Origin of the sequence: Pseudomonas sp. LG1D9, from assembly GCF_002949995.1 — a bacterium.
Taxonomy (GTDB): domain Bacteria; phylum Pseudomonadota; class Gammaproteobacteria; order Pseudomonadales; family Pseudomonadaceae; genus Aquipseudomonas; species Aquipseudomonas proteolytica.
This window is the reverse complement of record NZ_CP026881.1, coordinates 3,402,280-3,425,900: the sequence shown is the minus strand read 5'-3', so window position 1 is coordinate 3,425,900 and position 23,621 is coordinate 3,402,280. Positions and strand designations below refer to the sequence as shown.

Below are 23,621 nucleotides of genomic sequence, written 5' to 3'. Positions count from 1 at the left end.
CTTTGCCGGCGAACTGCCGAGCGCTTACTCTCCTGTAATGAACACCAGTGTAGACAAGGCTTGGGAGGTGCGCTGGCAAGTTGCCACTTTGGCGACTGACGGAACCCTCAAGGCCCACCAACCCTTTGTGGCGAGCGGGCTTGCCCCGCGCTGGGCTGCGCAGCAGCCCCAAAACCAGACGCCACGGAGAACCTGATACACCGCATTCGGTTCACTGGGGCTGCTTCGCAGCCCAGCGCGGGGCAAGCCCGCTCGCCACAGAAAGCCCGCGCCTGTTCGGACCGAGTACGACTTACCGTGGCGGGTAGTTGGACAGCACCTTGGTCACCGTCGCCCGGATCGCCGCGCTGCGGTCTTGGGGGCTGGGGGAGCTGCTCATCATCTGTTCATCGCTGCCGCGCCACACCAGCTTGCCGTCCTTGCCGTCGAGCAGGTCGATCTGGAGGGTGGCGACCTTATAGGTGACGTTGCGCGTTTCGTTGTACATCGGCGCGCCCCAATAGCCATTCCACGGGCCACCCCAGGCGCCGCCGTAGTTGGTGGTGACTTGTTGCTGGCGATCTTCGACGATCAGGTAGGCCTGCACGTTCACGTCAGCCTTGGCCCCGGGGGCGGCCGGGCGCAGGCCGCGTTGGTCGAGCTGGTCGGCCACCGCCTGGCGGATGCGCTGTTCGGTAAGGTCACTCTTGATCCGCGGATCGTCAGGTCGGTACTGCAACGCCGGATCTTTCCAGGCCCAGCTACGGTAGGCACCAAAGTCGCGGCTGGCGTCAAAGTCGTGGTTGACCTGATGGGTCTGGCAACCGCCCAGCAGCACGGCAAAAGCGAGCAAAGCGATACGACGCAACATGGTAGTTCTCCAAAGGGCAAACCGAACCTGAGATGAGAATAGCTGTTAACTCGGAGGATACGCCGTCATCGCCTTCTGCACAGCCTGGCGCAAGGCATCACCACGTTCACTCAAGCTGCCCTGGCTGCCCGTTTCGGCGCTGGCGCTCCACACCGGCTGGCCCGTGCGGGCGTCGAACAGGTTGACGCGCACCACCACGACCTGCACTTCATAGGTGCGCACAATCGGCACCGAGTTGTACATGCCGTAGCCGTTGCCATAACGATTGTAGCCACCGTAGCCATAGCCATAATCGTCCTGCACCTGGCGCAGGCGCTTTTCCAGGTGCACGTCGGCGCTGACCAGCAAGTCCGGCGCACGCTGGTCATGTACCGGGCGCAGGCCGCGCTGGTCGAGGGCACCGCTGACGGCTTCGGCGATCTGCGCAGGATCGGCCCAGGCCGAGCCCGCCGGCAATTGGCCGTTGCGCCAGGCCCAGTTGCGGTAGGCGCCATAGTCGCGCACCGGCGCCGGGTAGGCGCTGGCGTCAAAGGTGTTGGCGGCCTGGGCAGGCGCCGGCGGCATGGGCTTGGACGCCGCAACATACGGGTTGTTGCTGGAGCAGGCACCCAGCCCCAGGCACAGCAGGATCAATGCACAGCGCTTCATTTCGATCTCCGCAGACTGGGCCGCTTAAACCGGACGGCAGATCCAGTGCAAATAACGCCCAAGTCCGGCAAAGCTTGGGTGACGACGGTGAGCGAGTTCCATCTCCAACAAGTCCTGCAAATCGGCGCGGGCCTGGAACTCCACCGGCATGTAGTCGTGAAATACCCGTACCCCGCTCTGGCTTTCGACCTGCCACAGGCCTTCAAGTTGCGCCGCCAGTTCACGCGGGTCCAGGGGCTGTTGCGGGGTCAGGCTCTGTTTTTCGCCGGCCATGTCGTTCTTGCGCATCTTGCGAAAGTGGCCCTTGAGCAAGTTGCGATAAATCAACGCATCACGGTTATAGAACGCCAGGGACAACCAGCCGCCCGGCGTCGTCAACTGGTGCAGCACCGGCAGGATCGCGTGGGGTTCGGCCAGCCATTCCAGCACGGCGTGGCACAGCACCAGGTCATAGGGTTCGGTGAGCTGACCCAACAGCTCCTGCCACGGTGCCTGGATGAACGTTGCAGTCTGCCCCGCCTCGGCGAATCGCTGGCGGGCGCCTTCAAGCATCGGCTCGGCGGGTTCGGCCAACGTCACCTGATGCCCGCGCTCGGCCAGCCACAGCGACATATGGCCCAGGCCTGCGCCGATATCCAGCACGCGCAAGGGGCGATCCGGCAGGGCCTCGATCAGGTCGGCCTGCAACACGGCCAGGCGAATCGCGCCCTTGGCACCGCCGTAGATCTTCTCGGCAAATCGCGTGGCCAACTGGTCGAAATGACGATCACTCATGGGCAAACCGCCGCTCGTTGTCAGCCAGCTTGGCGCTTACCACCTGGTTCATATCCAGGCCCAGCTCACCGCACAGCAGCAGGAGATAGAGCACGATGTCACCCACTTCCTGGCCGGCGTGGGCGAGTTTGTCGGCGGGTAACTGGCGGGATTGGTCTTCGCTCAACCACTGGAAGATTTCTACCAGTTCAGCCATTTCGACACTGGCGGCCATGGCCAGGTTTTTCGGGCTGTGGAACTGTTTCCAGTCGTTGTTATCGCGGATGCGATGCATGCGTTCGGTAAGGTGTTCGAGATTCATGGGGGGCTCCTGAAGGGGTATAGCTTCGGGCTCAAGGGCGGGGATGGCAAATAAATTTGCGGCGCGCTCAAGGCCGCCATTGCTGGCAAGCCAGCGCCCACATTTGACGGTATTCAAAAATCAAACTGTGGGAGCTGGCTTGCCTGCGATAGCGATCTAATCAACCACGCTGAACTCAACCCGGGCCGTCTGCCCCGCCTCATCGAGCACACTCAGTTGATAGCGCCCCAACTGCTCCAGGCTGGCATTGATACTGTCCTGGTTGGCACTGTCGCCCAGCGGCGCCCCGTTAAGGAACCACCAGCGCCGCCCACTGCCGCCCAACGCCGATAGCTTCAAGCGCAACTGCTGCTGGCTGCCCGCCGGCAAGCGCAGTTGATCTCCCTCCCGCACGCCCACCACCGACAACGGCGACGACGCCGCCAACGCCGGTGGCGGGCAATCCGGGTCTGGCGCGGGGATGCGAGCGTCACGCCGCTCGATCTTCGGCAGCCACGGCTCCAACGGTGCCGGCCACAGTGCAATATCCCGCGATACCGCGCCCGGACAACTGGCGGCCACGCGCAAGCCTTTGGCGTTGACCCATATGGTTTCCATCAAGCCGACACCCAACGGCTGATCCAGTGCCTGCAAGGTCGGCGGCGTGGTGTTGTCCAGCGTCCAGGCAAAGCGCTGGCGCCGGCAATTGGGGTCGCTACGCCCCATGGGCTGGCCCAGGGGCCAACAGATCGCCGCCACGCCGACGTTCATCGGCACGGCTTTGACGGGCGCGGTAATGCCGCGCTGGCTGTCGCGATTGGTCAGCACATCGTGCACTTGCAGCATCAACGGCGCCGCCGAGGCCAGCCCAAACTGGCCCGGCACCGGGGTGCCGTCCGGGCGGCCGATCCACACTCCAATCAAGTAGCGTGGCCCGACCCCGATGGCCCAGGCATCGCGAAAGCCGTAGCTGGTGCCGGTCTTCCAGGCCAGCACCGGACGCTGTACCAACTCGGCCCGGGGATCACGATCCGGCCGTGCCTGGCCACTGAGGATGCGCCGCACGATCCACGCCGAACCTGGCGATAACAGCGGACGCTCCTTGAGCGCATCCCCCGGCTGCAAGCGGATCGCGGCGCTCTTGCCGTCACGGGCCAACGCGCTGTAGCCGCCGACCAGGTCCTCCAGGCGGCTGCCGGCACCGCCGAGGATCAACGCCAGGTTCGGTTCAGCCAGCGCCGGCAACGCCAGGGGCATGCCGCCGATGCGCATCTCCCCGGCAAAGCGCTTGGGCCCGTAGGCTTCCAGCAGTTGCACCGCCGGCAGGTTCAATGAGCTGGAGAGCGCCGTACTGGCCGGCACCGCACCGGTAAAGCCCATGGAGAAATTGCCCGGCCGGTAATCGCCGTAGCGCCGCGGCACATCCTGCAGCAGCGATTCGGAATGAATCAGCCCCGCGTCCAGGGCCATGCCATACAGGAAGGGTTTGAGGGTCGAGCCCGGCGAGCGCAGGGCGCTGATCATGTCCACATGGCCAAAGCGCCGTGCATCGTTGATGTCCACCGAACCCAGGTAGGCGCGCACGGCCATGCTTTCTTCCTCGACCACGAGGATGGCCGCCGAGGTGTGCTCCGGCAGGCGTGCGCGCCAGCCCAGCAGCAGGTCTTCGAGACGGCGTTGCAGGGTCGCGTCGATCGTGGTGCGAATCAGCGGCGGGCTGTCAGGACGGTTCAGGCGGCGCGCCAGCAGCGGCGCCAGGCTGGGTTCCAGGCGCGGCGCCAGCAACAGGGGTTCTTCCAGGGCCTCGTCGACCGCCGACTGCGGCCAGACCTGAAACTCGGCCAGGCGCCGCAGCACTTTGTCCCGCGCCTCCTGGGCGCGCTGCGGGTGGCGATCCGGGCGCAGGCGGCTCGGCGCCTGGGGCAGCACCGCGAGCAAGGCCGCTTCGGCGTGGGTCAGGTGCTGTGGAGACTTGCCCAGGTACGCCCAACTGGCTGCTGCCACCCCCTGCAAGGTGCCACCGAAGGGCGCGCGATTGAGGTACAGGTTGAGGATTTGATCCTTGGACAGGTGCCACTCCAACTGCGCCGTGCGCCACAGCTGGCGAAACTTGCCCGGCAAGGTGCGCGAATGGGGATCGAGCAGGCGCGCCACTTGCATCGACAAGGTGCTGCCGCCGGACACCACCCGCGCCCCGGAGAGGTTCTGCCAGGTCGCCCGCACCAGGGCCAGCGGGTTGACGCCGGGGTGTTGGTAGAACCAACGGTCTTCGTAGGTCAGCAGCGCATCGAGGTAATACGGCGAGACTTCACCGGTGGCGACCGGGTAACGCCATACGCCGTTGGCATCCGCGAAACGCCAGAGCGGCGTGCCATCTTCGGCCAGCACCACGCGGGCCAGGTCGTCCTTGGGCAGCGGCAACGGCCAGAGGCGGTCGGCCAGCCAAAGCAGGGCTGTCACCACCAGCAGGCTACCCAGGGTAGCGCGTGCAACTATTCGCAAATTCAAACGGGCAAACCTCTATGCTTCAAGGGAACTCGCCCAAGGGATTGGCGACCAAAGGCTCAGGTCCGGCAGATACGCCCACCCTTTCATCAGGAAACTCATATGCAGGTAGAAAGCTTTTTCGAATGGCTGGGCCAGGCGCTCGGTTCGGTCATCCGCTTTATCGTCGACGGGCTCAGCGGACTGTTCGGCGCCCTGACCAATGCCGGTGGCAATTTTATCGATGGCCTGTCCCGCACCCTGGGCATGGATACCTCGATCATCAGCATCATCACCCTGATCATTGGCCTGATGCTGCTGTACTCGGCAGTCCGGGCATTTATGCGGGCCTCGATCATCATGGGGATTATCTGGTTGCTGCTGGGGCTGTGGCTGCTCAGTTGGGTTGTGCATTAAATACACAGCCTATGGAGGAAAGGCTTGTGTGGGGCTTGCTCGCGAAAGCGATTTTTCAGCCGATTCATTCAGCGACTGACACACCGCTTTCGCGAGCAAGCCCGCTCCCACACAAGCCCGCTCCCACATTAAAGATAGAGCCTGCTCCCACAGGTGGGGCGCTTAACGCCCCTTGATCACCATATCCGCCGGGGTTTCCCCCACTGCCTGCCAGTTCGGCCGGTACATCGACTCCACTTGCGGTGGCGGTACGCGATATGTCCCAGGTGTGACCGCGCGAGCCAGGTACAGCAGGTGCGTGGTGCCGTAGCCGTCCAGGTTCAGCGCTGCCACGTAACGATCATCGCGATACTCCTGATGCTTGATCGACGCATTCTGCATCGACTCACGCCACTCCTTGACCTGGCTGCTGGCGTTTTCCAGGCTGGCAGCGCTTTGCCCCAGGTTCTGGTTCTCCAGCTCCAGGCCAGCCGGCAGCAGATCGACAACCAATGCATCCGGTACCCGTTGCTTCTTGGCGCTGACCGCAATATGCACCAGCACCAGGTCACCGCTGCGCAGGCTTTGCAGGTTCAGCGGCTGGCCATTCATCCCCAGGTATTCGCGGCGGATGCTCAGGTTTTCACCGCCCGCCGCTGGCGCCTGCTGTGGATAACCGGAAATGCTCAGTTGCTGGTAAATCGGCTCGCTGCCTGGGTTGCGCAAGGTCAGCGGGGAGGCCAGCAACGGCCCTTCCAGCTTCAGGCCGGACTGGCCATTGTTCAGCTCGCGGGTTTCGCCGCCGCTGCTCAACTGGGCAGTCCAGTTGGTTTCCGGCTTGCCCAGCAAGCCACGGCCGGCGAGGAACAGCGAGTTGCGCTCCTGGGTCGACAACCATGGGCTGGCCGCCATCTGGTCCGACAGCTCGAACAGGCGCTCTTCACGCTTGCCCTTGGCCAGGTCGTTTTCTTCGAGCAAGGCCAGGATCATCGCCTGGTCACGCAGCGGGCTGCCGTAGTCGGCCAGCCATTCATTGGCCTTGCGCTGTACGGCAAGACCCGCCAGCAGCGCCTGGTCGGCACGCGGCTGATCGCCCATCTTCTGCAAGGCAATCGCCAACTGCACCAGCGGCAGGCCCGAACGCGCATCGCTGCGGCGCTCGAACAGGCTGCGCAAGGCACCCAACGGTGCCTGCTGGGTACGTGACAGCACCAGGCCGGCATAGGCCTGCACGGCGAAGCGTGTGTGGTCGGCGTTGTCGCTGTAGTCGACTTCGATCAGGTTGCGTTCCTGCACGTAGCGCAGCAGGCGTTCGCTGGCCTTCTTCAGCGCTTCAGGCGGTACCGCAAAGCCCTGGTCGCGGGCGCGCAGCAGGAAGTCGGTGACGTAAGCCGTCAGCCAGTACTCTTCCTCGCCATCGGCGCCCCACAAACCAAAGCTGCCGTTGTAGCGCTGCATGCCCAATAGGCGTTCGATACCCAGTTCGATCTTGCGCTTGCGCTCGGCATCCGGCTCACCGGTCAAACCCAGGCGCGCCAGCACGGTGGCATCGGCATACAGCGACGGATACAGGCCGCTGGCGGTTTGCTCCAGGCAACCGTATGGGTAGGCCTTGAGTGCACGAATCTGCTCGCCAAGGTTCAACGGTGGCCGGCTCGACAGACTCAACAGCGCCTCACGCCCGGCGGGTTCAAACAAGGCCAGCTCCGCATCCGGCAAGCTCCAGGCTTCATCCTTGAGCACCGCACGGTATTGCTTGAGCAACGCCGGATAAGCCGGGCGCACGCCCAATGTCCATTCGCGGGTAAACGCCGGCAGGTTCTCGCCCGGCAGGTCCAGGCCATTGACCGTGACCTTGACTTTGCCCTGGCCGAAGCCACCCAGCGCGCGCACCGGAATCTGCAAGGTGGTGCGCTGGCCCTCGGTCAGTTGCACGCTGTGCGATGGCTCGCCCAGCAGGGTCAGTTGACCTTCGGCGGTCAGTTGCACATCCAGCTTCTGTGCCTTGCCCGACAGGTTGGACAGGTCCAGTGCCAGGCGCGTCTGGTCGCCGCCGGCGAGGAAGCGTGGGGCCGACAGTTCGGCAATCAAGGGCGCGGCGATCACGGTCTTGGCCTCGGCCATGCCGTAGCGGTCGTCACTCCAGGCCTGGGCCATCAGACGCAGTTCGCCGTTGAAGTCAGGGATATTGACGCTGACTTCGCCCTCGCCTTTGTCGTTCAAGGTCACCGGCGCGCTTTGCAAAGCGACGATAGTGACGCTGGTGTCCGGGCGCTTGCCGCCCTTGGCCAGCGCCGCGTCACCACCAAAGGCCAGGCTGGCCAGGCGGCCCTGGCCGGCTTCGATCAACTGCCCATAGATATCGAACTGGTCCACACCGTAGGCCTTGCGGCCAAACAGGCTGGAGTACGGATCCGGGGTTGGGTATTCGGTGATGTTAAGGATACCCACGTCCACCGCTGCCACCAGCACATGCACCTGTTTGGGCACGCTGCCATCGGCATTTTTTGCCGCGACCTTGACCGTCAGTGGCTGTTTGGGGCGCATTTTTTCCGGCGCGGTCAGGGTCAGGCCCAGTTTGCGCTGTGTACGATCCAACGGCAGATGCAGCAAGCCCACGGCGCGTTTAGGCGTGATGTTGGCCTTGCGCTCACCCGGGCGAATCACCAGCGCACTCACATACAGGTCATGGCGCGACCATTTCGGGTCGAGTTTCACCGCAAAGCTCTTGCCTTCGGCCGGCACGTCGATCTCTTGCCACCACAGCGGGCCTTCGCTGGACTCCACCAACAGGTAGCCTTTACCAGCCGCCGGCGGGGTGACGGTGACGTTGGCCGTATCGCCATCGCCATACGCCGGTTTGTCCAGCGCCAGCTTGACCTGATCGGGGCGCACGGCGCCGCCTTCGGTGTTGTCCTGGGCCTGGTAACCGGCCCAGAAGCGCTTGCTGCTGATCAGGCCGGTCTGCGGGTCTTCGACTTCGACGCGGTACGGGCCCCACTCCACCTGGAAGCTGACCTTGGCCGTGTCGCCGGCCTTGATGTTGACGGTCTGCTCATCGAGGTTGAGGAATTTCTCGTTGTAGTGATAGCTCCAGCCATCGTTGTCCGAGTAGTTCCAGTAGTAGTCGCGGCGCTCGCGAACCAGGCGGACCTTGAGGTTGTCGACCGCGAGTTTCTGGCCCTGCTGGTTGGCCAGCAGCACTTCAAACTCCGCGGGGCCGTCGCCATTGGTTTCCTTGCCATCGAACAGGCCACGCAGGCCGGGCAGTTGCTCGGCAGGCCAGACCGGCTGCACCAGGCGCCGGGTGATCGGGCGCCCGCCGGACTCTTGCAGGCTGGCCTGGACGATCAGTTGCAGCGGTGACTTGGCCTCGCTCCACTTGCTTTCCAGGGTGAGTTTTTCCTCGCCCTTGGCGTCGAGCACGCTTTCATCCAGTTCAAAATCCTGGCTCAGTTCTTCTTCAGTCACCGAGCCAAACTCATAACCGGGCAGCGACTTGACCGCCTCGCGCAACGGCCGCACATACACTTGCCCGCTCAGGCGATTGCCCGCCGCAGGGGCGCCGTAGAGGTAGCGGCCATTGACCTGGATAACCGCATTGTCCGCAGGACTAAGCGGTGTATCGCTGCCCTTGAGCTCCAGGGCCAGGCGCTCGGGCAGGAAGTCTTCGACGAGGAATTCGTACAGTTGCGGCTTGCCGTCACCCAGGTCGAACACCAGTTGCCAGCGCCCGGTCGGCGCTTCGCCGGCCAGTTGCAGTTGGTATTGATAGAGGCCGGAGGCATCGGCATCCCACACGAATTTGCGGCTGACCTGCTCATCCGGGCGGCGTACTTCAACACTCACCGGTTGCGGCTTGACGGCATTCCCGTCCTTGTCGCGCAGCAAGGCATTGAGCAGCACGGTTTCGCCAGGGCGGTACAGGTCGCGCGGGCCGAACACAAAGAATTGCAGGGGGTGCGCGGGCTGGCCGCCGATATCGAACTCGGCCAGGTCCAGGGCTGCGCTGTCGAGGCGCAACAGGCTGGTCTGCTCGCCCTGTTTGGCGAGCAATACCTGGGCCTTTTTCGGCAGCGGCAGTTCAGCGTGGCCACCCTTCTCGGTCTTGCCCTGGCCCAACACGCGGCCTTCGGCATCGAGGATTTCCAGCTCGACGCCATCCAGCGCCTTGCCGCCCTCCAGAGCCTGGGTGAACACATCCAGGCGGTTGGCGTAACGGTGTACCGACAGGCCGATATCACTGAGGGTGAACAACGTGGCCGGTTGCGAATAGTTGTAGGTGCCCGAAGCACGCATCACCGCCAGGTACACGCCCGGCTGTTGCAGCTGCTTGAGGCCGGCGATGGGCAACAACAGGGTTTCGCGGGTATTGCGCGCAGGATTGAGGTCGAAGCGGCCGCCGTAGACCAGGTCGGCCATGGGCAACAGTTCACGGGATTCGTAGCTTTGCAGGCTGGTATTGCGGCCCCACTGGGCGAGGAACGCCGGCAGCGACTCGGGTTTGATGCGGAAGAATTCGACGTCGATCTTGTCGACATTCAACGCGATCACCGGCAGGCCTTCGGCCAGACGAGTGGGCAACAGGGTGCCACGGCTGGCGAAGCCGACGGTGGCTTGCAGGTCGCGGGTTTCCAGGCGTGCCGTGTATTCAGCGGCGAGCTTGGCGTCGTTGACCCCACGCAGCCCGGCGTCCACGGTCAGCACCAGCTTGCGCTGGGGCTCCAGGTGACGCAGGCGCAGTTCCATCAGGTTGTCGGAAAGCTCCCAGGCACCGTCGACCTTGCCAGACTTGCTGTCCACCAGGTGCAGTTTGTCGGCGAACTTCTGCTCGGGATCCAGCGGGATTGAAAAACTCACCGACAAGGTGCTGGCGCCATCCAGTTGCACCTCAGACACGTCCACCACGCTTAACTCACGGCCGGCATAACGCTGCTTGAGCGTCGCCACATCCACCGCGGCCTTGGCCGGCTTTGGCGCCGTCACCGCCGCCGCAGGGGCAGTGGGTGCAGCCGGTTTATCGGAAGAATCGCAGGCGCTCAGCAGGGCCAGCGCACAGGCCAGGAACAATCCTTTGTTAAGCATGGGGCACTCGTTGTCGGGGTGTCTGAGGGGTGAACTATATATCAGTGCCAGCCAAGTGGCTGTGGCGCTGCTCACATTGACCGACGGAGGGCGGTTTGGTTCTCGGCTACCTCAAAAGCGTAGAAAATCCCCTGTGGGCTTGCTCGCGAATGCGGTGGATCAGCCAATATATAGGTTGACTGATCCACCGCATTCGCGAGCAAGCCCGCTCCCACATTTGGATCTGCGCCGCTGTTGAGGGCCAGTTACAATGCCGCTCCCCCAAGGAGCCCGAATGTCCACCTTACTCACCGACTGGCGTCACCGCCCCACCCATCGCCGTGTCTGGGCCCTGGCCGCGCCGATGATTCTGTCGAATATCTCGGTGCCGCTGGTGGCCTTGGTGGACAGCATGGTCATCGGCCACCTGCCCCACGCGCACCAGTTGGGCGCGGTGGCCGTGGGGGCCAGTCTGTATACCTTCCTGGCCTGGGCCATGGGGTTTCTGCGCATGGGCACCACCGGGTTCGCCGCCCAGGCGGCCGGGCGCAATGATGGCGCGGCGCTGCGGCAAATCCTGTTGCAAGGCCTGCTGTTGGCGCTGGGGTTGGCCATGGTGCTGGGCACGGTGGGCATTCCCCTGAGCCATCTGGCGCTGGAATGGATGCAGCCTTCGGCCGAGTTGAATCAACTGACCCGCGAGTTTTTCCACACCCGCCTGTTCGGGTTACCTGCGGCGTTGGCCACTTATGCGCTGGTGGGCTGGTTCCTCGGCACGCAAAACGCCCGGGCGCCGCTGGCGATTCTTTTGACCACCAACCTGGTGAACATCGCCCTGAACCTGTGGTTTGTGCTGGGCCTGGACTGGGGCGTGGTCGGTTCGGCACGGGCCTCGGTGATTGCCGAATGGACCGGCGCCCTGCTCGGCCTGGCCCTCACGCAAAAAGCCCTGCGCGCCTACCCCGGGCATATTGCCTGGGCGGCGCTCAAGGTCTGGCAAAGCTGGCGCGCGCTGCTGGCGGTCAACCGCGACATTTTCATTCGCAGCCTGGCGCTGCAATCGGTGTTTTTCATGATCACGGTGCAAGGCGCTCGGCTGGGCGATGCCACGGTCGCGGCCAATGCCCTGCTGCTCAACGGGCTCTTGCTGACGGCCCATGCGCTGGATGGCCTCGCCCACGCAGTGGAGGCACTCTGCGGCCACGCCATCGGCGCCCATGATCGCCAGGCATTGCGCCGCTCGCTGGTAGTCGCCTGCGGCTGGTCGCTGATCGCCAGTCTCGGCTTTGTGCTGCTGTTCACCTTCGCCGGCCACTTGTTTATCGCCATGCAAACCGATATCCCCAGCGTGCGCGCAACCGCCGATATCTACCTGCCGTACCTGGCGGTACTGCCGTTGATTGCGGTGTGGAGTTATCTGCTGGATGGTTTGTTTATTGGCGCGACCCGCGCGCGGGAGATGCGCAATGGCATGTTGCTGACGGTGCTGATGATGCTGCCAGTTGCCTGGGCGTTGCAGGGGTTGGGTAACCACGGGCTGTGGATAACGTTCCTGCTGTTCATGGCGGTGCGCAGTTTGACGTTGTGGGCGATTGCCTGGCGGCTGAATCGGCAAGGGCTTTGGCTGGGCGCCAACTAGTGTGGGAGTGGGCTTGCCCGCGATGACCCTAGGTATCTACACAACTTTCAGAAACTGACGATCTTCCCTGTGGCGAGCGGGCTTGCCCCGCGCTGGGCGGCGAAGCAGCCCCAAAACCAGCCGCTGCGGCGTATCTGGTACAACGCATTCGGCTTATTGGGGCTGCTTCGCCGCCCAGCGCGGGCGATGCGGCGTTCCGACAAGCCCGCTCGCCACAACAGCCCTATCTGCCTGGGTTTATGCGATGCAGCAAAATTGTGTAGATACCTGTGCCGCGATGACGGCAGATCAGTCAGCACCTGTATTGACTGATCCACTGCTTTCGCGGGCAAGCCCGCTCCTACACAAGCGGGCTCCCACCGTTTGGATCGCTGCCTGCCGGTCTTAGGAGGACAGGTAGGACGAGCGGGTCAGGCCCAGGCGCAGCGCATCCAGGAACTGGGTGCGCTCGGCCGCCGTGATCTTCGCGCTGGCGCACTTGTCACGGTAGTGGGTCATCAACTCCTCCGGCGACAAGTGCACGTAGCGCAGCATGTCTTCGATGGTGTCGTGGGTCTCGATCCCGGCGCTGTACACCGTGCCATCGTCACGCTGGTAGATGTTCACCGAGTCGGTGTCACCGAACAGGTTGTGCATGTCCCCGAGGATTTCCTGGTAGGCGCCCACCAGGAAGATCCCCAGCAGGTAGTCTTCGCCTTCGTTCAAGCCATGTACCGGCAGGCTGGTCTCGATGCTCTGCTCGTCGACGTATTGCTTGATCTTGCCGTCGGAGTCGCAAGTCAGGTCCTGCAGCACCGCACGGCGCAGCGGCTCTTCGTCGAGGCGGTGCAGCGGCAGGATCGGCAGGACCTGGCCGATGGCCCAGGTGTCCGGCAAGCTCTGGAATACCGAGAAGTTGCAGATGTACTTGTCGGCCAGCTTGTCGTTGAGTTCGTCCAGCACCTGGCGGTGCGAGCGCTGGCGGGCCTTGAGCGAGTTGTGCAGGCGACGGCACACGGCGAAGTAGCACTGTTCGGCCAGGGCTTTTTCCGCGAGGGTCAGCTTGCCGTCGGCGTACTGGGCGGCCACGTCGCTCATGTAGTGGGTGGCGCGCCAGTAGGTTTCGGTGACCATTTCAATGTCGGTCGGGCCCAGCAGGTCGACCAGCCATTGCACGGTTTCGGGCAGGCTTTCCTTGTTCTCGATCACCGGCACGTCGTCGTTGTGTTTCTCGACGTCGGTCACCTGCACCACCAGCATGGCGTGGTGGGCAGTCAGGGAGCGGCCGCTCTCGGAGAAGATGTTGGGGTGCGGCAGGTTCTGCGCATCGCAGAATTCCTTGAGCATGCCCACCACCACGCCGGCGTAGTCGTCCATGTCGTAGTTGATCGAACTGGCGTTGCGCGAGTGGGTACCGTCGTAGTCCACGCCCAGGCCGCCACCGACGTCGATGTGGTCCACCGGCAGGCCGAGGTTGCGCAGCTCGCCGTAGTAACGGATGGCTTCCTTGAAACCATGCTGGTAGTCCGCCAGGTTGGCGATCTGCGAGCCCATGTGAAAGTGCAGCAGGCGGATGCCCTGGTCCAGGCCCGCGGCGCGGAAGCGCTCGACCACCGACAGCAGCTGCGCCGCCGACAGGCCGAACTTGGACTTCTCACCACCGGTGTCTGCCCACTTGCTCGACGCCAGGGACGACAGGCGCACCCGCAGGCCGACCTGTGGCTTGACCTTGAGGTTGGCGGCTTCTTCGATGACCAGGCCCACTTCGGACTCTTTCTCGATCACGATGAACACGTTGTGGCCCAGCTTCTGGCCCATCAGCGCCAGGCGGATGAACTCACGGTCCTTGTAACCGTTGCAGACGATGGTGCCGCCCTTCGGTGCCAGGGCCAGCACGGCCAGCAGCTCGGGCTTGGAGCCGGCTTCCAGGCCGATGGACACGTCCTGGGTGGCGATGATGTTCTCGATCACCGCTTCCTGCTGGTTGACCTTGATCGGGTACAGCGCGGTGTATTTGCTCTGGTATTCCAGGCGCTCGATGTTCGCGTCGAAGGCACCGGTCAGCTGGCGCACGCGGTCTTGCAGGATATCCGGGAAGCGCACCAGCAATGGCAGGGACAGGCCGCTTTTGCGCAGCTCGTCCACTTGCTCGTACAAATCGATGGGCGAGCTGTTCGGGCCGTTCGGACGGACTTCAACGCGACCGGCATCATTGATCGCGAAATATCCGGCCCCCCAATGGCGAATCCCGTAAACACTGCGGCTGTCCGCAACTGTCCATTGGCTGCCATCGTCTTTGCGTGTGCGTCGTACGGACATCGAAGTCCCCTATATAAAGTCGAAGAGCGCCACCCAAGTCAGAGGCTGGCGCAGTCTAAAGAGTGAAAATGACGATTTGCCTGTGAGAGGGGTAGACCCCACTTGCAGGACAGAGTTTAGACACCGGTCAGGAACAGGCTCTGTGAAACCATGGAGACGACGAGCACGCTCGTCGGTGCGGGTTTCACAGAGGCTGCTAGCCGCCGGATTTCTTCGCCTTGTATCCGAGCTTGATCAACTCGGCCAACAGCAACTCGACGTGATCGCCCTGGATTTCGATGATCCCGTCTTTCAGGGCACCACCGGTGCCACAGCGCTTCTTCAGCACGGTGGCCAACTCCTTGAGTGGCTCGGCGGCCAGGGGCACGCCGGTGATGGTGGTCACCGTCTTGCCGCCACGGCCCTTGCTCTCGCGGCGCACGCGGGCAATGCCGTCACCTTCGGGAATCAGGGTCTGTTTGCAGGTACAGGCGTCCACGGGCTGGCGACAGTCCGGGCAATGCCGACCTGCGTCGGTGGAAAACACCAGGCCACCAAGGGCGGCGAAGGATGCGGCTTTTTTGGCCACCGGCAATCCTCTTGGGAGGATGAAGACTGGTCAGTGCCCGCAATGGGCGGCTGACCGCGAAGCCCCACTCAGGCAGGGGCAGCGCTACCGAACCGCTCAGCCCTCCCCGCCCCTGTAGGAGCGAGCTTGCTCGCGAAAATCGTCAACGATAACGCGGGCATTCAGGCAGCACGCGGTGACATTGGTTTTTTCGCGAGCAAGCTCGCTCCTACAGGGGCCGGGGAGACGCGGTGGCGGTTCGGCTTGAAAAGTCGCGCAGTGTAACGGCAAAAAGCCTGATTGCTAAGAGCCAAATGGCGCCAATTTATGCAACTTTAGCGACGCGCGGCCAGATAGCGTTTTAATGCGGCCAGGGAGTCGGGGCAATAGGGCTTTCGCTCGATATCCTCAAGCACCGCCTCGATGCTCATAAAGCGCGCTTCCAGCACCTCTTCGGGCTGCAGCTGCAGCGGTCCATCCCAGACCGCCGAGAACGCCGAGCACCAGAGCCGGTTGCCCGTATCCTCGAAAAAAAAGTGGTCGTGGGCGGTCAATTCAACACCACTGACGCCCAACTCTTCTTCCAGCTCACGGGCTGCCGACTGCTCATAGGATTCGCCAGCCGCCACCATCCCGCCTGCCGCCACGTCCCAGTAACCGGGATAGATGGCTTTGCTCAGGGTGCGCCGGTGCACGCACAACTCGCCCTTTGAGTTGAATAGCATGATGTAGGTACCGCGCCCGATCAGCCCGCGTTCACGCAGGTCGGCGCGCACCAGGGCGCCGAGCAGGTTGTCCTGCTCGTCGACCCAGGCGATATGTTCGGCATCCGAGGCCGCGCGGTGCGCGACCTCCTTGGCGCTATCGACCACGACTCAACCCTGGTTCAGCAGTTGACGCAAGTCGATCACCGCGGCGTTGGCGCGGGAGATGTAGTTGGCCATCACCAACGAGTGGTTGGCCAATACGCCATAGCCGCTGCCGTTGAGGATCATCGGGCTCCACAGGGTTTCCTGCGACGCCTCCAGCTCACGAATGATCTGGCGTACGCTGACGGTGGCGTTTTTCTTGGCCAATACGTCGGCAAAGTCGACTTCGATGGCGCGCAACAGGTGGGACAGGGCCCACGCCTGGCCACGGGCTTCATAGAACACGTTGTCGATCTGCATCCATGGGGTTTCCACCACTTCTTCATCGACCTGCGGCACTTCGCCCGGCGCCAGCGCTTCGGTTTTCAACGCGGTGTTGAGCTTGACCCGGCCCACACTGGCCGACAGGCGCTGCGACAACGAACCCAGGCGAGTGGCGACGTCGCCCAGCCAGTTGTTCAGGTTGTCGGCACGCGCATAGAACAGGGCGCCTTTCTGGTTGGGGTCGGACAGGCGCGCTTGGTAGCGGTTCAGGGAGTTGATGCCTTCCTGGTACTCCGATTCACTGGAAGGCAGCACCCAGCTCTTGTTATCGAAGTTGAAGCGCGGCTCGGCCTTGGCCAGGTCGGCGTCTTCAGCCGATTGCGATTGCGAGCGGGCGAAATCCTTGCGCAGGGCGCGGGTCAGGTCACGCACCTGCACCAGCACGCCATATTCCCAGCTGGGCATATTGTCCATCCACAACCCTGGCGGGAAGCGGTCGTTGGAGATATAGCCACCCGGCTTGTTCAGCAGGGTGCCCACCACGGTCTTGACGGTTTCGACGGTGGTAAAGCCGATCACCATTTGCTTGCCATCTTTTTCGGCGGCAATTTGCGCGTTTTGCTGGACCGGGAACAGCGCCGGCTCCTGGCTCCAATACCAACCCAGGCCACCGGTGACCAACAGGTAAATTACAACCAGGGTCAGCAGGGCACGACTCATCAGCAAATTGCGAAAATAGCTGCGGGAGGCCGACTTGGGCGCAGGGCTTGGGCCTGGGGCGCTGCCTGCACGGTTTTTCCAGTCCAGCATGGCGGATATCCTTTCAGTCACTTGAGTTCAATAGCTACGACCACAACCCTACCCCATCGTGCCCGTCTGTGCGGGGCTTTTAATCAAGGTGGCGTAAAGCTGGCACTCAACTATAAAGGATGGGCGCTGATGCGCCTACGCGACCCAACAGTCAGCAAATGAATCATCTGGACGTTGCAGTTAATTGACGTATGACACTCGTGCGAATGAAAAGAGGTGCTAGCATAGAGCCACCAGTCGACCTCAGCATGCACCCTTACCTAGTAGTCAGGATATGACCGAGCCAGAAGACCCCAGCCGTGAGCGTCTCAAGCACCACTTTGCCCAGCGGGTAATTCATCAGGCGCGTCAAATTCTTGAGATCTGGCAGCGTTTGCAGCGCAGCGAATGGTCGAACGCCGAATTGAACGAGCTCAGCGAGGCCAATCTGCGCCTGCTGCGTTTTGCCGAGCGCTTTGAGCAACCCGAGCATGGCCAACTGGCCCGGCACATCATCGAGTCGCTTAAAGCCGTGGATGAAAACCGCGGCCGCCTGAGCAGCAACCTGATCACCGACCTCAACCGCTTGATGCAGCGCCTGTCCCGTACCGGCCTGCGCCAGGGCGATCAGTTGGACCAGACCTTCCTGCCGCCGATGCGCAAGCCCATCTACGTGATGCTGGCCGATCACGACCGCGCCGAGCGCCTGGCCAAGCAACTGGAATTCTTTGGCTTGAGCGCGCAGTCCCTGGACAGCGTGGCGGCCTTCCGTTCGTCCATGGCCGAACGCCTGCCGGCCGCGATTGTGATGGACGTGGACTTCTGCGGCACCGGCCTGGGCCTGAAGCTGGCCGCCGAAGCCCAGGAAGGCCTGGAGCAGAAACTGCCGCTGCTGTTCTTCAGCCTGCACGAAACCGACACCCCCACCCGCCTGGCCGCCGTGCGCGCCGGGGGCCAGGAGTTCCTCACCGGCACCCTGGAAGCCTCCAGCCTGCTGGAAAAAATCGAAGTCCTGACCTGCGTCGCCCAGTACGAACCTTATAAAGTGCTGATCATCGACGACTCCCGCGCCCAGGCGATGCACACCGAACGCTTGCTCAACAGCGCCGGGATCGTCACCCGCACCTTGATCGAACCGATCCAGGCCATGGCCGAACTGGCGGATTTCCAGCCCGACCTGATCATCCTCGACATGTACATGCCAGCCTGCACCGGCACCGAGCTGGCCAAGGTGATTCGCCACAACGACCGCTATGTCAGCGTGCCGATCATTTACCTGTCGGCCGAAGACGACCTGGATAAACAGCTGGACGCCATGAGCGAAGGCGGCGACGACTTCCTCACCAAGCCGATCAAGCCGCGCCACCTGATCACTACCGTGCGCAACCGCGCGGCACGCGCCCGTCATCTCAAGGCACGGATGGTGCGCGACAGCCTGACCGGCCTGTACAACCACACCCACATCCTGCAACTGCTGGAAGACTGCAGCTTCCGCTCGCGCCGCGAGAACAAGCCGCTGAGCTTTGCCATGCTCGACATTGACCACTTCAAGCGGGTCAACGACAGCCACGGCCACCCCATGGGCGACCGCGTGATCAAAAGCCTGGCGCTGTTTCTCAAGCAGCGCCTGCGCAAGACCGACTATATCGGCCGGTACGGCGGCGAAGAATTTGCCATTGTCATGCCCGACACCGACCTGGACGCCGCCTGCAAAGTGCTCGATGAGATCCGTGGGCGCTTTGCCGAAATCCATTACCCGGCCCAGCCCCAGGATTTATGGTGCACCTTCAGCGCCGGCGTGGTGCAGCTATGCGACGGCTCCGACAGCCTGATGATGGCCGCCCAGGCCGACGAAGCGCTGTACCGCGCCAAGGACGCCGGGCGTAATCGGGTGCATGCTTCGGGCGAATCAAGGCAAAGTGCCACTTTTTCACCAGATTCCACTCAGTCCGTCATAACCCTGTAACGAAAACGCAATAACTTCAGGCACTTACTCCTTCTGCCGTTGGTTGAAACCACGCATGCGCCTGAAGCTGCTGACGAATCTGAACACCCTTCTGCTGGTCGCCGTTTGCCTGGCCCTGGGCGCTACGCTCTGGTGGTCGCAACGGGCCCTCGAACGCCCTTATCTATTGATGGAGCGTTATCTGGGCCTGTCCCAGGCGTTCCAGAACCAGACCGCGCGCAATATCGACGACTATCTGGCCAGCGGCGACGCCTTGCGCCTGAGCGCGGCCGGCCAGAGCCTGGAAAACCTGTTGCTGCACCTGGATGAATTGCCGCCTGAGCTGACCGAAAAACTGCAGCCCGGCCTGCTCGACCTCGACGGCTTCAGCAAGACCGACCTGCTGGCCGCCGGCAAACTGGCCGGCGACCCACAAGCCTTGCTGCTGCAAGCCGAGCGGGAACTGGGGGCCAACCTGGAGCAACTGAGCCAGTACGCCATGGGCGTCAACTCAGCCGATGCAGGGCGTTATCTGCCGCCGCTGCTGGCGGCCTCGCAGCACCTGGCCAAGCTGTCCCTGGCGCGGGACAAACTGGTGAGCAGCGGGCGCAGTGAATTGGCCGCCGACGTGGAACGTGAACTGACCAATATCCGCAGCCAGGCTGACCTGCTTGAGCAACTGCCACTACTGGGCGTGACTGCCAGCAGTGCCTCCAACAGCGATGACTTTTCTGCGTTGATGGGCCTGGAAAGCAGCGAAACCGCCACCGCCGAAGACACCGGCGTCAATCTCAAACGCGAACTCAACAGCCTGCTCACACGCTACCCGGCAGAGCTTGCGCGTACCCGTGAGCAAATCCATAAGCGCGCAGAACTGGCCGCTGCCACGCACCTGAAAATCGACACCGTGCAGCAAGCCATCGCCGCGCTGGAGCCCGAGGTGCGTGCCCAGCACGGCAAGATCCAGGGCGAGGTGCGGGTGATCCAAGGCGTGATGATTGGCCTGATCCTGTTGATCGCCCTGCTCATCGACACCCTGCAACGACGCCTGGCGCGCGTGCTCACCAGCCTGGCGCCGGCCCTGTCGACCTGGGCCGAGGGCGATTTCAGCCAACCGATCGCCCTGGGTGCGACCAACCGCGAACTGCATGATATTGAAGCCTCGCTCAATCGCCTGCGGGCTTACCTGGTGAACCTGGTGGGCACTATCCGCGCCAACGCAGAGGAAGTGGCCGGTAGCAGCCGCGCCCTGGCCGAACTGAGCGGCGGCCTGCATGACGGCGCCGAACGCCAGGCCGGGGACACTGCGCAAATCCGCGATTCGTTGGGCGAACTGGAAGCCACGATCCAGCAGGTCGCCGGCGACGCCAGCCAGGCCGCCGGGGCCAGCCGCAGCGCCGGCGACGCCGTGGAGCATGGCCAACGGGTGATCGGCTTGAGCCTGACCGGCCTGCACGCACTGGTGGGCGAGGTGCAGGACAATGCGCAGATGATCGAAAAACTCGCCGAAGAGTCCGCCACCATTGGCAGCGTGCTGACGGTGATCCGCTCGATTGCCGACCAGACCAACCTGCTGGCGCTCAATGCCGCCATCGAAGCCGCCCGCGCCGGTGAGGCCGGCCGCGGGTTTGCCGTGGTCGCCGACGAAGTGCGTTCCCTGGCCCAGCGCACCGCAGGCGCCACCGCCGAAATCCAGACCCTGATCGCCGGCCTGCAGACCGCAGCAAGGCAGTCGGTGGAGGGCATGCGCGCCCAGGTCGAACATGCCGAAGCAACCGCTCAACAAGCCCAGGCCGCCGACGGCGCGCTGGACGAAATCGTCAACGCGATCCAGACCATTTCCGACACGGCCATCCGCATTGCCGATGTCACGGCGCAGCAGAGCGGCGCCGTCAGTGAGATCCGTGATAACAGCGAACGCATCCACCAGTTGGGCGAGGACAACCTGCTGCGCATTGGCCAGGGCCGCAGCCAGGGCGAGCATTTGTTGGTGCTCGGCGGGCAGCTCAACACGGCCGTGCAGGCCTTCCGCGTCTGACGCCATCTCCCGCCCCATGAAGATCAAATGTGGGAGCTGGCTTGCCTGCGATAGCGGTGTGCCAGGCGACTAATCGGCTACTGATCCACCGCTATCGCAGGCAAGCCAGCTCCCACAGTCGATCTTCATTGCTTTCTAGACCGTATTACCAATGACCGGATCGTGCGCCTCGGTCACATACTTTGCGCAATCCTCGCTAATCGTGCTGGCTATTGCAGAGAACTGGACAGTCACAAAGGCTTTGCGGCATAGTCGCCGGGTTCTGACGTACCCACATCCAATAACAAGGAACAGCCGATGGCGACCTTACTGGTTCTGCACGGACCCAACCTGAACCTGCTCGGCACCCGCGAGCCGGGTGTATACGGTGCAGTTACCCTCGAACAGATCAACCTCGATCTGGAACGACGGGCCCGTGAAGCCGGCCACCATCTGCTCTACCTGCAAAGCAATGCCGAGTATGAATTGATTGATCGCATTCACGCCGCGCGCAGCGAAGGCGTGGACTTCATCCTGATCAATCCCGCCGCTTTTACGCACACAAGCGTTGCATTACGTGACGCGCTGCTGGCGGTGAGCATCCCATTCATCGAAGTGCATTTATCGAACGTGCATAAACGCGAAGCTTTCCGCCATCACTCTTACTTCTCCGACGTAGCGGTAGGAGTGATCTGCGGCCTTGGCGCCAGCGGTTACCGACTGGCCCTGGAGGCCGCCCTGGAACAAGTTGAAGAACAGGCTAAACGCCCCTGACCGACCCTTGGGAGTTGATGATTCATGGATATCCGTAAAGTTAAGAAACTGATCGAACTGCTGGAAGAATCCGGTATCGACGAGCTGGAAATCAAGGAAGGCGAAGAGTCCGTACGGATCAGCCGTCACAGCAAGACCCCGGCCCAACAGTTCTACGCACCACAGATGCAAGCACCGGCTCCTGCCGCTGCTGCTCCGGCCGCCGCACCTGCTGCTGCCGCAGCTCCCGCCGCACCGGCCGCGCCAGTGCTCAACGGTTTCGTGGTCAAGTCGCCAATGGTCGGTACTTTCTACCGCACCCCGGCACCGACCTCGCCAGCCTTCGTTGAAGTGGGCAAGACTGTGAAAGTGGGCGACACCATCTGCATCGTGGAAGCGATGAAAATGATGAACCACATCACGGCCGAAAAAGCCGGCGTCATCGAATCCATCCTGGTAGAAAACGGTCAGCCGGTTGAGTACGACCAGCCGCTGTTCACCATCGTTTGAACCGCGGAGCGCCTTCGATGTTGAAACCTGCGAAGAAACTGCAAAAAGTCCTGATCGCCAACCGCGGCGAGATCGCGCTGCGTATCCTGCGCGCCTGTAAGGAAGAGGGCATCAAGACCGTCGCTGTTTACTCGACGGCCGATACCGAATTGATGCACGTGAAACTGGCGGACGAAAGCATCTGCATCGGCCCGCCACTGGCCACGAACTCGTACCTGAAGGTCTCGAACATCATCGCCGCGGCTGAAGTGACCGGCGCTGATGGCATCCACCCTGGCTACGGCTTCCTCGCGGAAAACGCCGACTTCGCCGAACAGGTGGAAAAATCCGGCTTTGCCTTCATCGGCCCGAAAGCCGAGACCATTCGCCTGATGGGCGACAAGGTTTCGGCCAAGGACGCCATGATCGCAGCCGGCGTGCCAACCGTTCCAGGCTCCGACGGCCCGCTGCCGGAAGACGAGGAAACCGCTCTGCGCATTGGTCGTGAAGTCGGTTACCCGGTGATCATCAAGGCCGCCGGCGGCGGTGGTGGTCGCGGCATGCGCGTGGTGCACAAGGAAGAAGACCTGATCGAAGCGGCCAAGCAGACTCGCTCGGAAGCGGGCGCCTGGTTCGGCAACCCGATGGTCTACCTGGAAAAATACCTGACCAACCCACGTCACGTGGAAGTCCAGGTACTGTCCGACGGCCAGGGCCACGCCATCCACCTGGGCGACCGCGATTGCTCGCTGCAACGTCGTCACCAGAAGGTCCTGGAAGAAGCTCCGGCGCCGGGCCTGGATGAAAAGGCGCGTCAGGAAGTCCTGGCACGCTGCGTCAAGGCTTGCATCGATATCAACTACCGTGGCGCCGGGACTTTCGAGTTTCTCTACGAGAACGGCCGCTTCTACTTCATCGAGATGAACACTCGCGTGCAGGTAGAGCATCCGGTTTCGGAGATGGTCACCGGTATCGACATCGTCAAGGAGATGCTGAGCATCGCCGCTGGCAACGTGCTGTCCTTCACCCAGGACGACGTGAAGATGCACGGCCACTCCCTGGAGTGCCGGATCAACGCCGAAGACCCGAAAACCTTTATCCCAAGCCCTGGCCTGGTCAAGCATTTCCATGCGCCAGGCGGCAACGGCGTGCGTGTGGATTCGCACCTGTACAGCGGCTACAAGGTTCCGTCCAACTACGACTCGTTGATCGGCAAGCTGATCACCTGGGGCGCCACCCGCGACGAGGCCATGGCCCGTATGCGCAACGCCCTGGACGAAATCGTGGTCGACGGCATCAAGACCAACATCCCACTGCATCGGGATCTGGTTCGTGATGAAGGCTTCTGCGAAGGTGGTGTGAACATTCACTACCTGGAACACAAGCTGGCCAACCAGTAAGTTTGTGCTCCACTCACAAAACCGCCTTCGGGCGGTTTTGTTGTTTATGGATGCACACAATCCAAATGTGGGAGCGGGCTTGCTCGCGAATGCGGTGTATCAGTGAACATGTCCA

17 protein-coding genes are annotated in these 23,621 nt (G+C 62.8%); 7 read left to right on the top strand and 10 right to left on the bottom strand.

Features of this window, described 5'->3' with window-relative positions; translation table 11 throughout:
• Positions 1 to 292: 292 nt before the first annotated feature.
• From C5F71_RS16075 to pbpC, 5 genes are all read right to left on the bottom strand, one after another.
• A complete protein-coding gene (locus tag C5F71_RS16075) occupies positions 293 to 850 on the bottom strand; it encodes a DUF4136 domain-containing protein (protein ID WP_092233185.1) in 558 nt (185 codons plus the stop codon).
• 45 nt (positions 851 to 895) lie between these two features.
• Positions 896 to 1,498: a DUF4136 domain-containing protein gene (locus C5F71_RS16070; RefSeq protein WP_029297619.1), complete on the bottom strand. Its 603-nt coding sequence runs from the start codon at positions 1,496 to 1,498 to the stop codon at positions 896 to 898.
• Between the two features lie 24 nt (positions 1,499 to 1,522).
• Positions 1,523 to 2,272, bottom strand: coding sequence for a methyltransferase (locus tag C5F71_RS16065; protein WP_029297621.1), 750 nt, complete (start codon positions 2,270 to 2,272; stop codon positions 1,523 to 1,525).
• Positions 2,265 to 2,573: a MazG-like family protein gene (locus C5F71_RS16060; RefSeq protein ID WP_092233183.1), complete on the bottom strand. Its 309-nt coding sequence runs from the start codon at positions 2,571 to 2,573 to the stop codon at positions 2,265 to 2,267. The genes C5F71_RS16065 and C5F71_RS16060 overlap by 8 nt, the downstream gene beginning before the upstream one ends.
• Before the next feature lie 156 nt (positions 2,574 to 2,729).
• On the bottom strand, positions 2,730 to 5,060 hold the full coding sequence (gene pbpC, locus C5F71_RS16055) for a peptidoglycan glycosyltransferase PbpC (RefSeq protein WP_104911503.1): 2,331 nt from the start codon (positions 5,058 to 5,060) through the stop codon (positions 2,730 to 2,732).
• Positions 5,061 to 5,159: 99 nt separating this feature from the next.
• Here pbpC and C5F71_RS16050 point away from each other — a divergent pair, with 99 nt between their 5' ends.
• Complete coding sequence (locus C5F71_RS16050; RefSeq protein WP_029297627.1) at positions 5,160 to 5,453, top strand: hypothetical protein; 294 nt, start codon at positions 5,160 to 5,162, stop codon at positions 5,451 to 5,453.
• A 162-nt stretch (positions 5,454 to 5,615) separates the two neighbouring features.
• Here C5F71_RS16050 and C5F71_RS16045 read toward each other — a convergent pair whose 3' ends face one another.
• Positions 5,616 to 10,517, bottom strand: coding sequence for an alpha-2-macroglobulin (locus C5F71_RS16045; protein WP_104911502.1), 4,902 nt, complete (start codon positions 10,515 to 10,517; stop codon positions 5,616 to 5,618).
• Positions 10,518 to 10,791: 274 nt separating this feature from the next.
• Between C5F71_RS16045 and C5F71_RS16040 the strand changes: the two genes are divergently transcribed.
• Positions 10,792 to 12,135: an MATE family efflux transporter gene (locus tag C5F71_RS16040; RefSeq protein ID WP_104911501.1), complete on the top strand. Its 1,344-nt coding sequence runs from the start codon at positions 10,792 to 10,794 to the stop codon at positions 12,133 to 12,135.
• 384 nt (positions 12,136 to 12,519) lie between these two features.
• On the opposite strand, the gene speA is transcribed toward C5F71_RS16040, so the two are convergent.
• From speA to C5F71_RS16020, 4 genes are all read right to left on the bottom strand, one after another.
• Complete coding sequence (gene speA / locus C5F71_RS16035) at positions 12,520 to 14,433, bottom strand: arginine decarboxylase (protein WP_029297633.1); 1,914 nt, start codon at positions 14,431 to 14,433, stop codon at positions 12,520 to 12,522.
• Between the two features lie 196 nt (positions 14,434 to 14,629).
• Positions 14,630 to 15,001 carry a translation initiation factor Sui1 gene (locus C5F71_RS16030; RefSeq protein WP_029297635.1) on the bottom strand — a complete coding sequence of 124 codons (372 nt, stop codon included), beginning with the start codon at positions 14,999 to 15,001 and terminating at the stop codon, positions 14,630 to 14,632.
• 314 nt (positions 15,002 to 15,315) lie between these two features.
• On the bottom strand, positions 15,316 to 15,852 hold the full coding sequence (locus C5F71_RS16025) for an NUDIX hydrolase (protein WP_104911500.1): 537 nt from the start codon (positions 15,850 to 15,852) through the stop codon (positions 15,316 to 15,318).
• A 3-nt stretch (positions 15,853 to 15,855) separates the two neighbouring features.
• Positions 15,856 to 16,923, bottom strand: coding sequence for a DUF2333 family protein (locus C5F71_RS16020; RefSeq protein WP_029297639.1), 1,068 nt, complete (start codon positions 16,921 to 16,923; stop codon positions 15,856 to 15,858).
• A 274-nt stretch (positions 16,924 to 17,197) separates the two neighbouring features.
• Here C5F71_RS16020 and C5F71_RS16015 point away from each other — a divergent pair, with 274 nt between their 5' ends.
• The 5 genes from C5F71_RS16015 (at position 17,198) to accC (ending at position 23,506) form a co-directional block, all read left to right on the top strand.
• Complete coding sequence (locus tag C5F71_RS16015; RefSeq protein ID WP_029297642.1) at positions 17,198 to 18,868, top strand: PleD family two-component system response regulator; 1,671 nt, start codon at positions 17,198 to 17,200, stop codon at positions 18,866 to 18,868.
• A 55-nt stretch (positions 18,869 to 18,923) separates the two neighbouring features.
• Entirely contained in the window at positions 18,924 to 20,885 is a 1,962-nt protein-coding gene (locus C5F71_RS16010) for a methyl-accepting chemotaxis protein (RefSeq protein ID WP_104911499.1), read from the top strand.
• A gap of 297 nt (positions 20,886 to 21,182) precedes the next feature.
• A complete protein-coding gene (gene aroQ / locus C5F71_RS16005) occupies positions 21,183 to 21,638 on the top strand; it encodes a type II 3-dehydroquinate dehydratase (protein ID WP_029297648.1) in 456 nt (151 codons plus the stop codon).
• Positions 21,639 to 21,662: 24 nt separating this feature from the next.
• Positions 21,663 to 22,127, top strand: coding sequence for an acetyl-CoA carboxylase biotin carboxyl carrier protein (gene accB, locus C5F71_RS16000; protein WP_029297651.1), 465 nt, complete (start codon positions 21,663 to 21,665; stop codon positions 22,125 to 22,127).
• Between the two features lie 17 nt (positions 22,128 to 22,144).
• Positions 22,145 to 23,506: an acetyl-CoA carboxylase biotin carboxylase subunit gene (accC, locus tag C5F71_RS15995; protein WP_003188188.1), complete on the top strand. Its 1,362-nt coding sequence runs from the start codon at positions 22,145 to 22,147 to the stop codon at positions 23,504 to 23,506.
• Positions 23,507 to 23,621: the final 115 nt, after the last annotated feature.

Excerpts from the sequence above, each read along its gene's own strand:
- C5F71_RS16065 (WP_029297621.1), bottom strand. The coding sequence starts at position 2,272 with ATGAGTGATCGTCATTTCGACCAGTTGGCCACGCGATTTGCCGAGAAG.
- C5F71_RS16015 (WP_029297642.1), top strand. The coding sequence starts at position 17,198 with ATGACCGAGCCAGAAGACCCCAGCCGTGAGCGTCTCAAGCACCACTTT.
- accC (WP_003188188.1), top strand. The coding sequence starts at position 22,145 with ATGTTGAAACCTGCGAAGAAACTGCAAAAAGTCCTGATCGCCAACCGC.
- C5F71_RS16040 (WP_104911501.1), top strand. The coding sequence starts at position 10,792 with ATGTCCACCTTACTCACCGACTGGCGTCACCGCCCCACCCATCGCCGT.
- C5F71_RS16050 (WP_029297627.1), top strand. The coding sequence starts at position 5,160 with ATGCAGGTAGAAAGCTTTTTCGAATGGCTGGGCCAGGCGCTCGGTTCG.
- speA (WP_029297633.1), bottom strand. The coding sequence starts at position 14,433 with ATGTCCGTACGACGCACACGCAAAGACGATGGCAGCCAATGGACAGTT.
- C5F71_RS16020 (WP_029297639.1), bottom strand. The coding sequence starts at position 16,923 with ATGCTGGACTGGAAAAACCGTGCAGGCAGCGCCCCAGGCCCAAGCCCT.
- C5F71_RS16045 (WP_104911502.1), bottom strand. The coding sequence starts at position 10,517 with ATGCTTAACAAAGGATTGTTCCTGGCCTGTGCGCTGGCCCTGCTGAGC.
- accB (WP_029297651.1), top strand. The coding sequence starts at position 21,663 with ATGGATATCCGTAAAGTTAAGAAACTGATCGAACTGCTGGAAGAATCC.
- aroQ (WP_029297648.1), top strand. The coding sequence starts at position 21,183 with ATGGCGACCTTACTGGTTCTGCACGGACCCAACCTGAACCTGCTCGGC.
- C5F71_RS16075 (WP_092233185.1), bottom strand. The coding sequence starts at position 850 with ATGTTGCGTCGTATCGCTTTGCTCGCTTTTGCCGTGCTGCTGGGCGGT.
- C5F71_RS16060 (WP_092233183.1), bottom strand. The coding sequence starts at position 2,573 with ATGAATCTCGAACACCTTACCGAACGCATGCATCGCATCCGCGATAAC.
- C5F71_RS16010 (WP_104911499.1), top strand. The coding sequence starts at position 18,924 with ATGCGCCTGAAGCTGCTGACGAATCTGAACACCCTTCTGCTGGTCGCC.
- C5F71_RS16070 (WP_029297619.1), bottom strand. The coding sequence starts at position 1,498 with ATGAAGCGCTGTGCATTGATCCTGCTGTGCCTGGGGCTGGGTGCCTGC.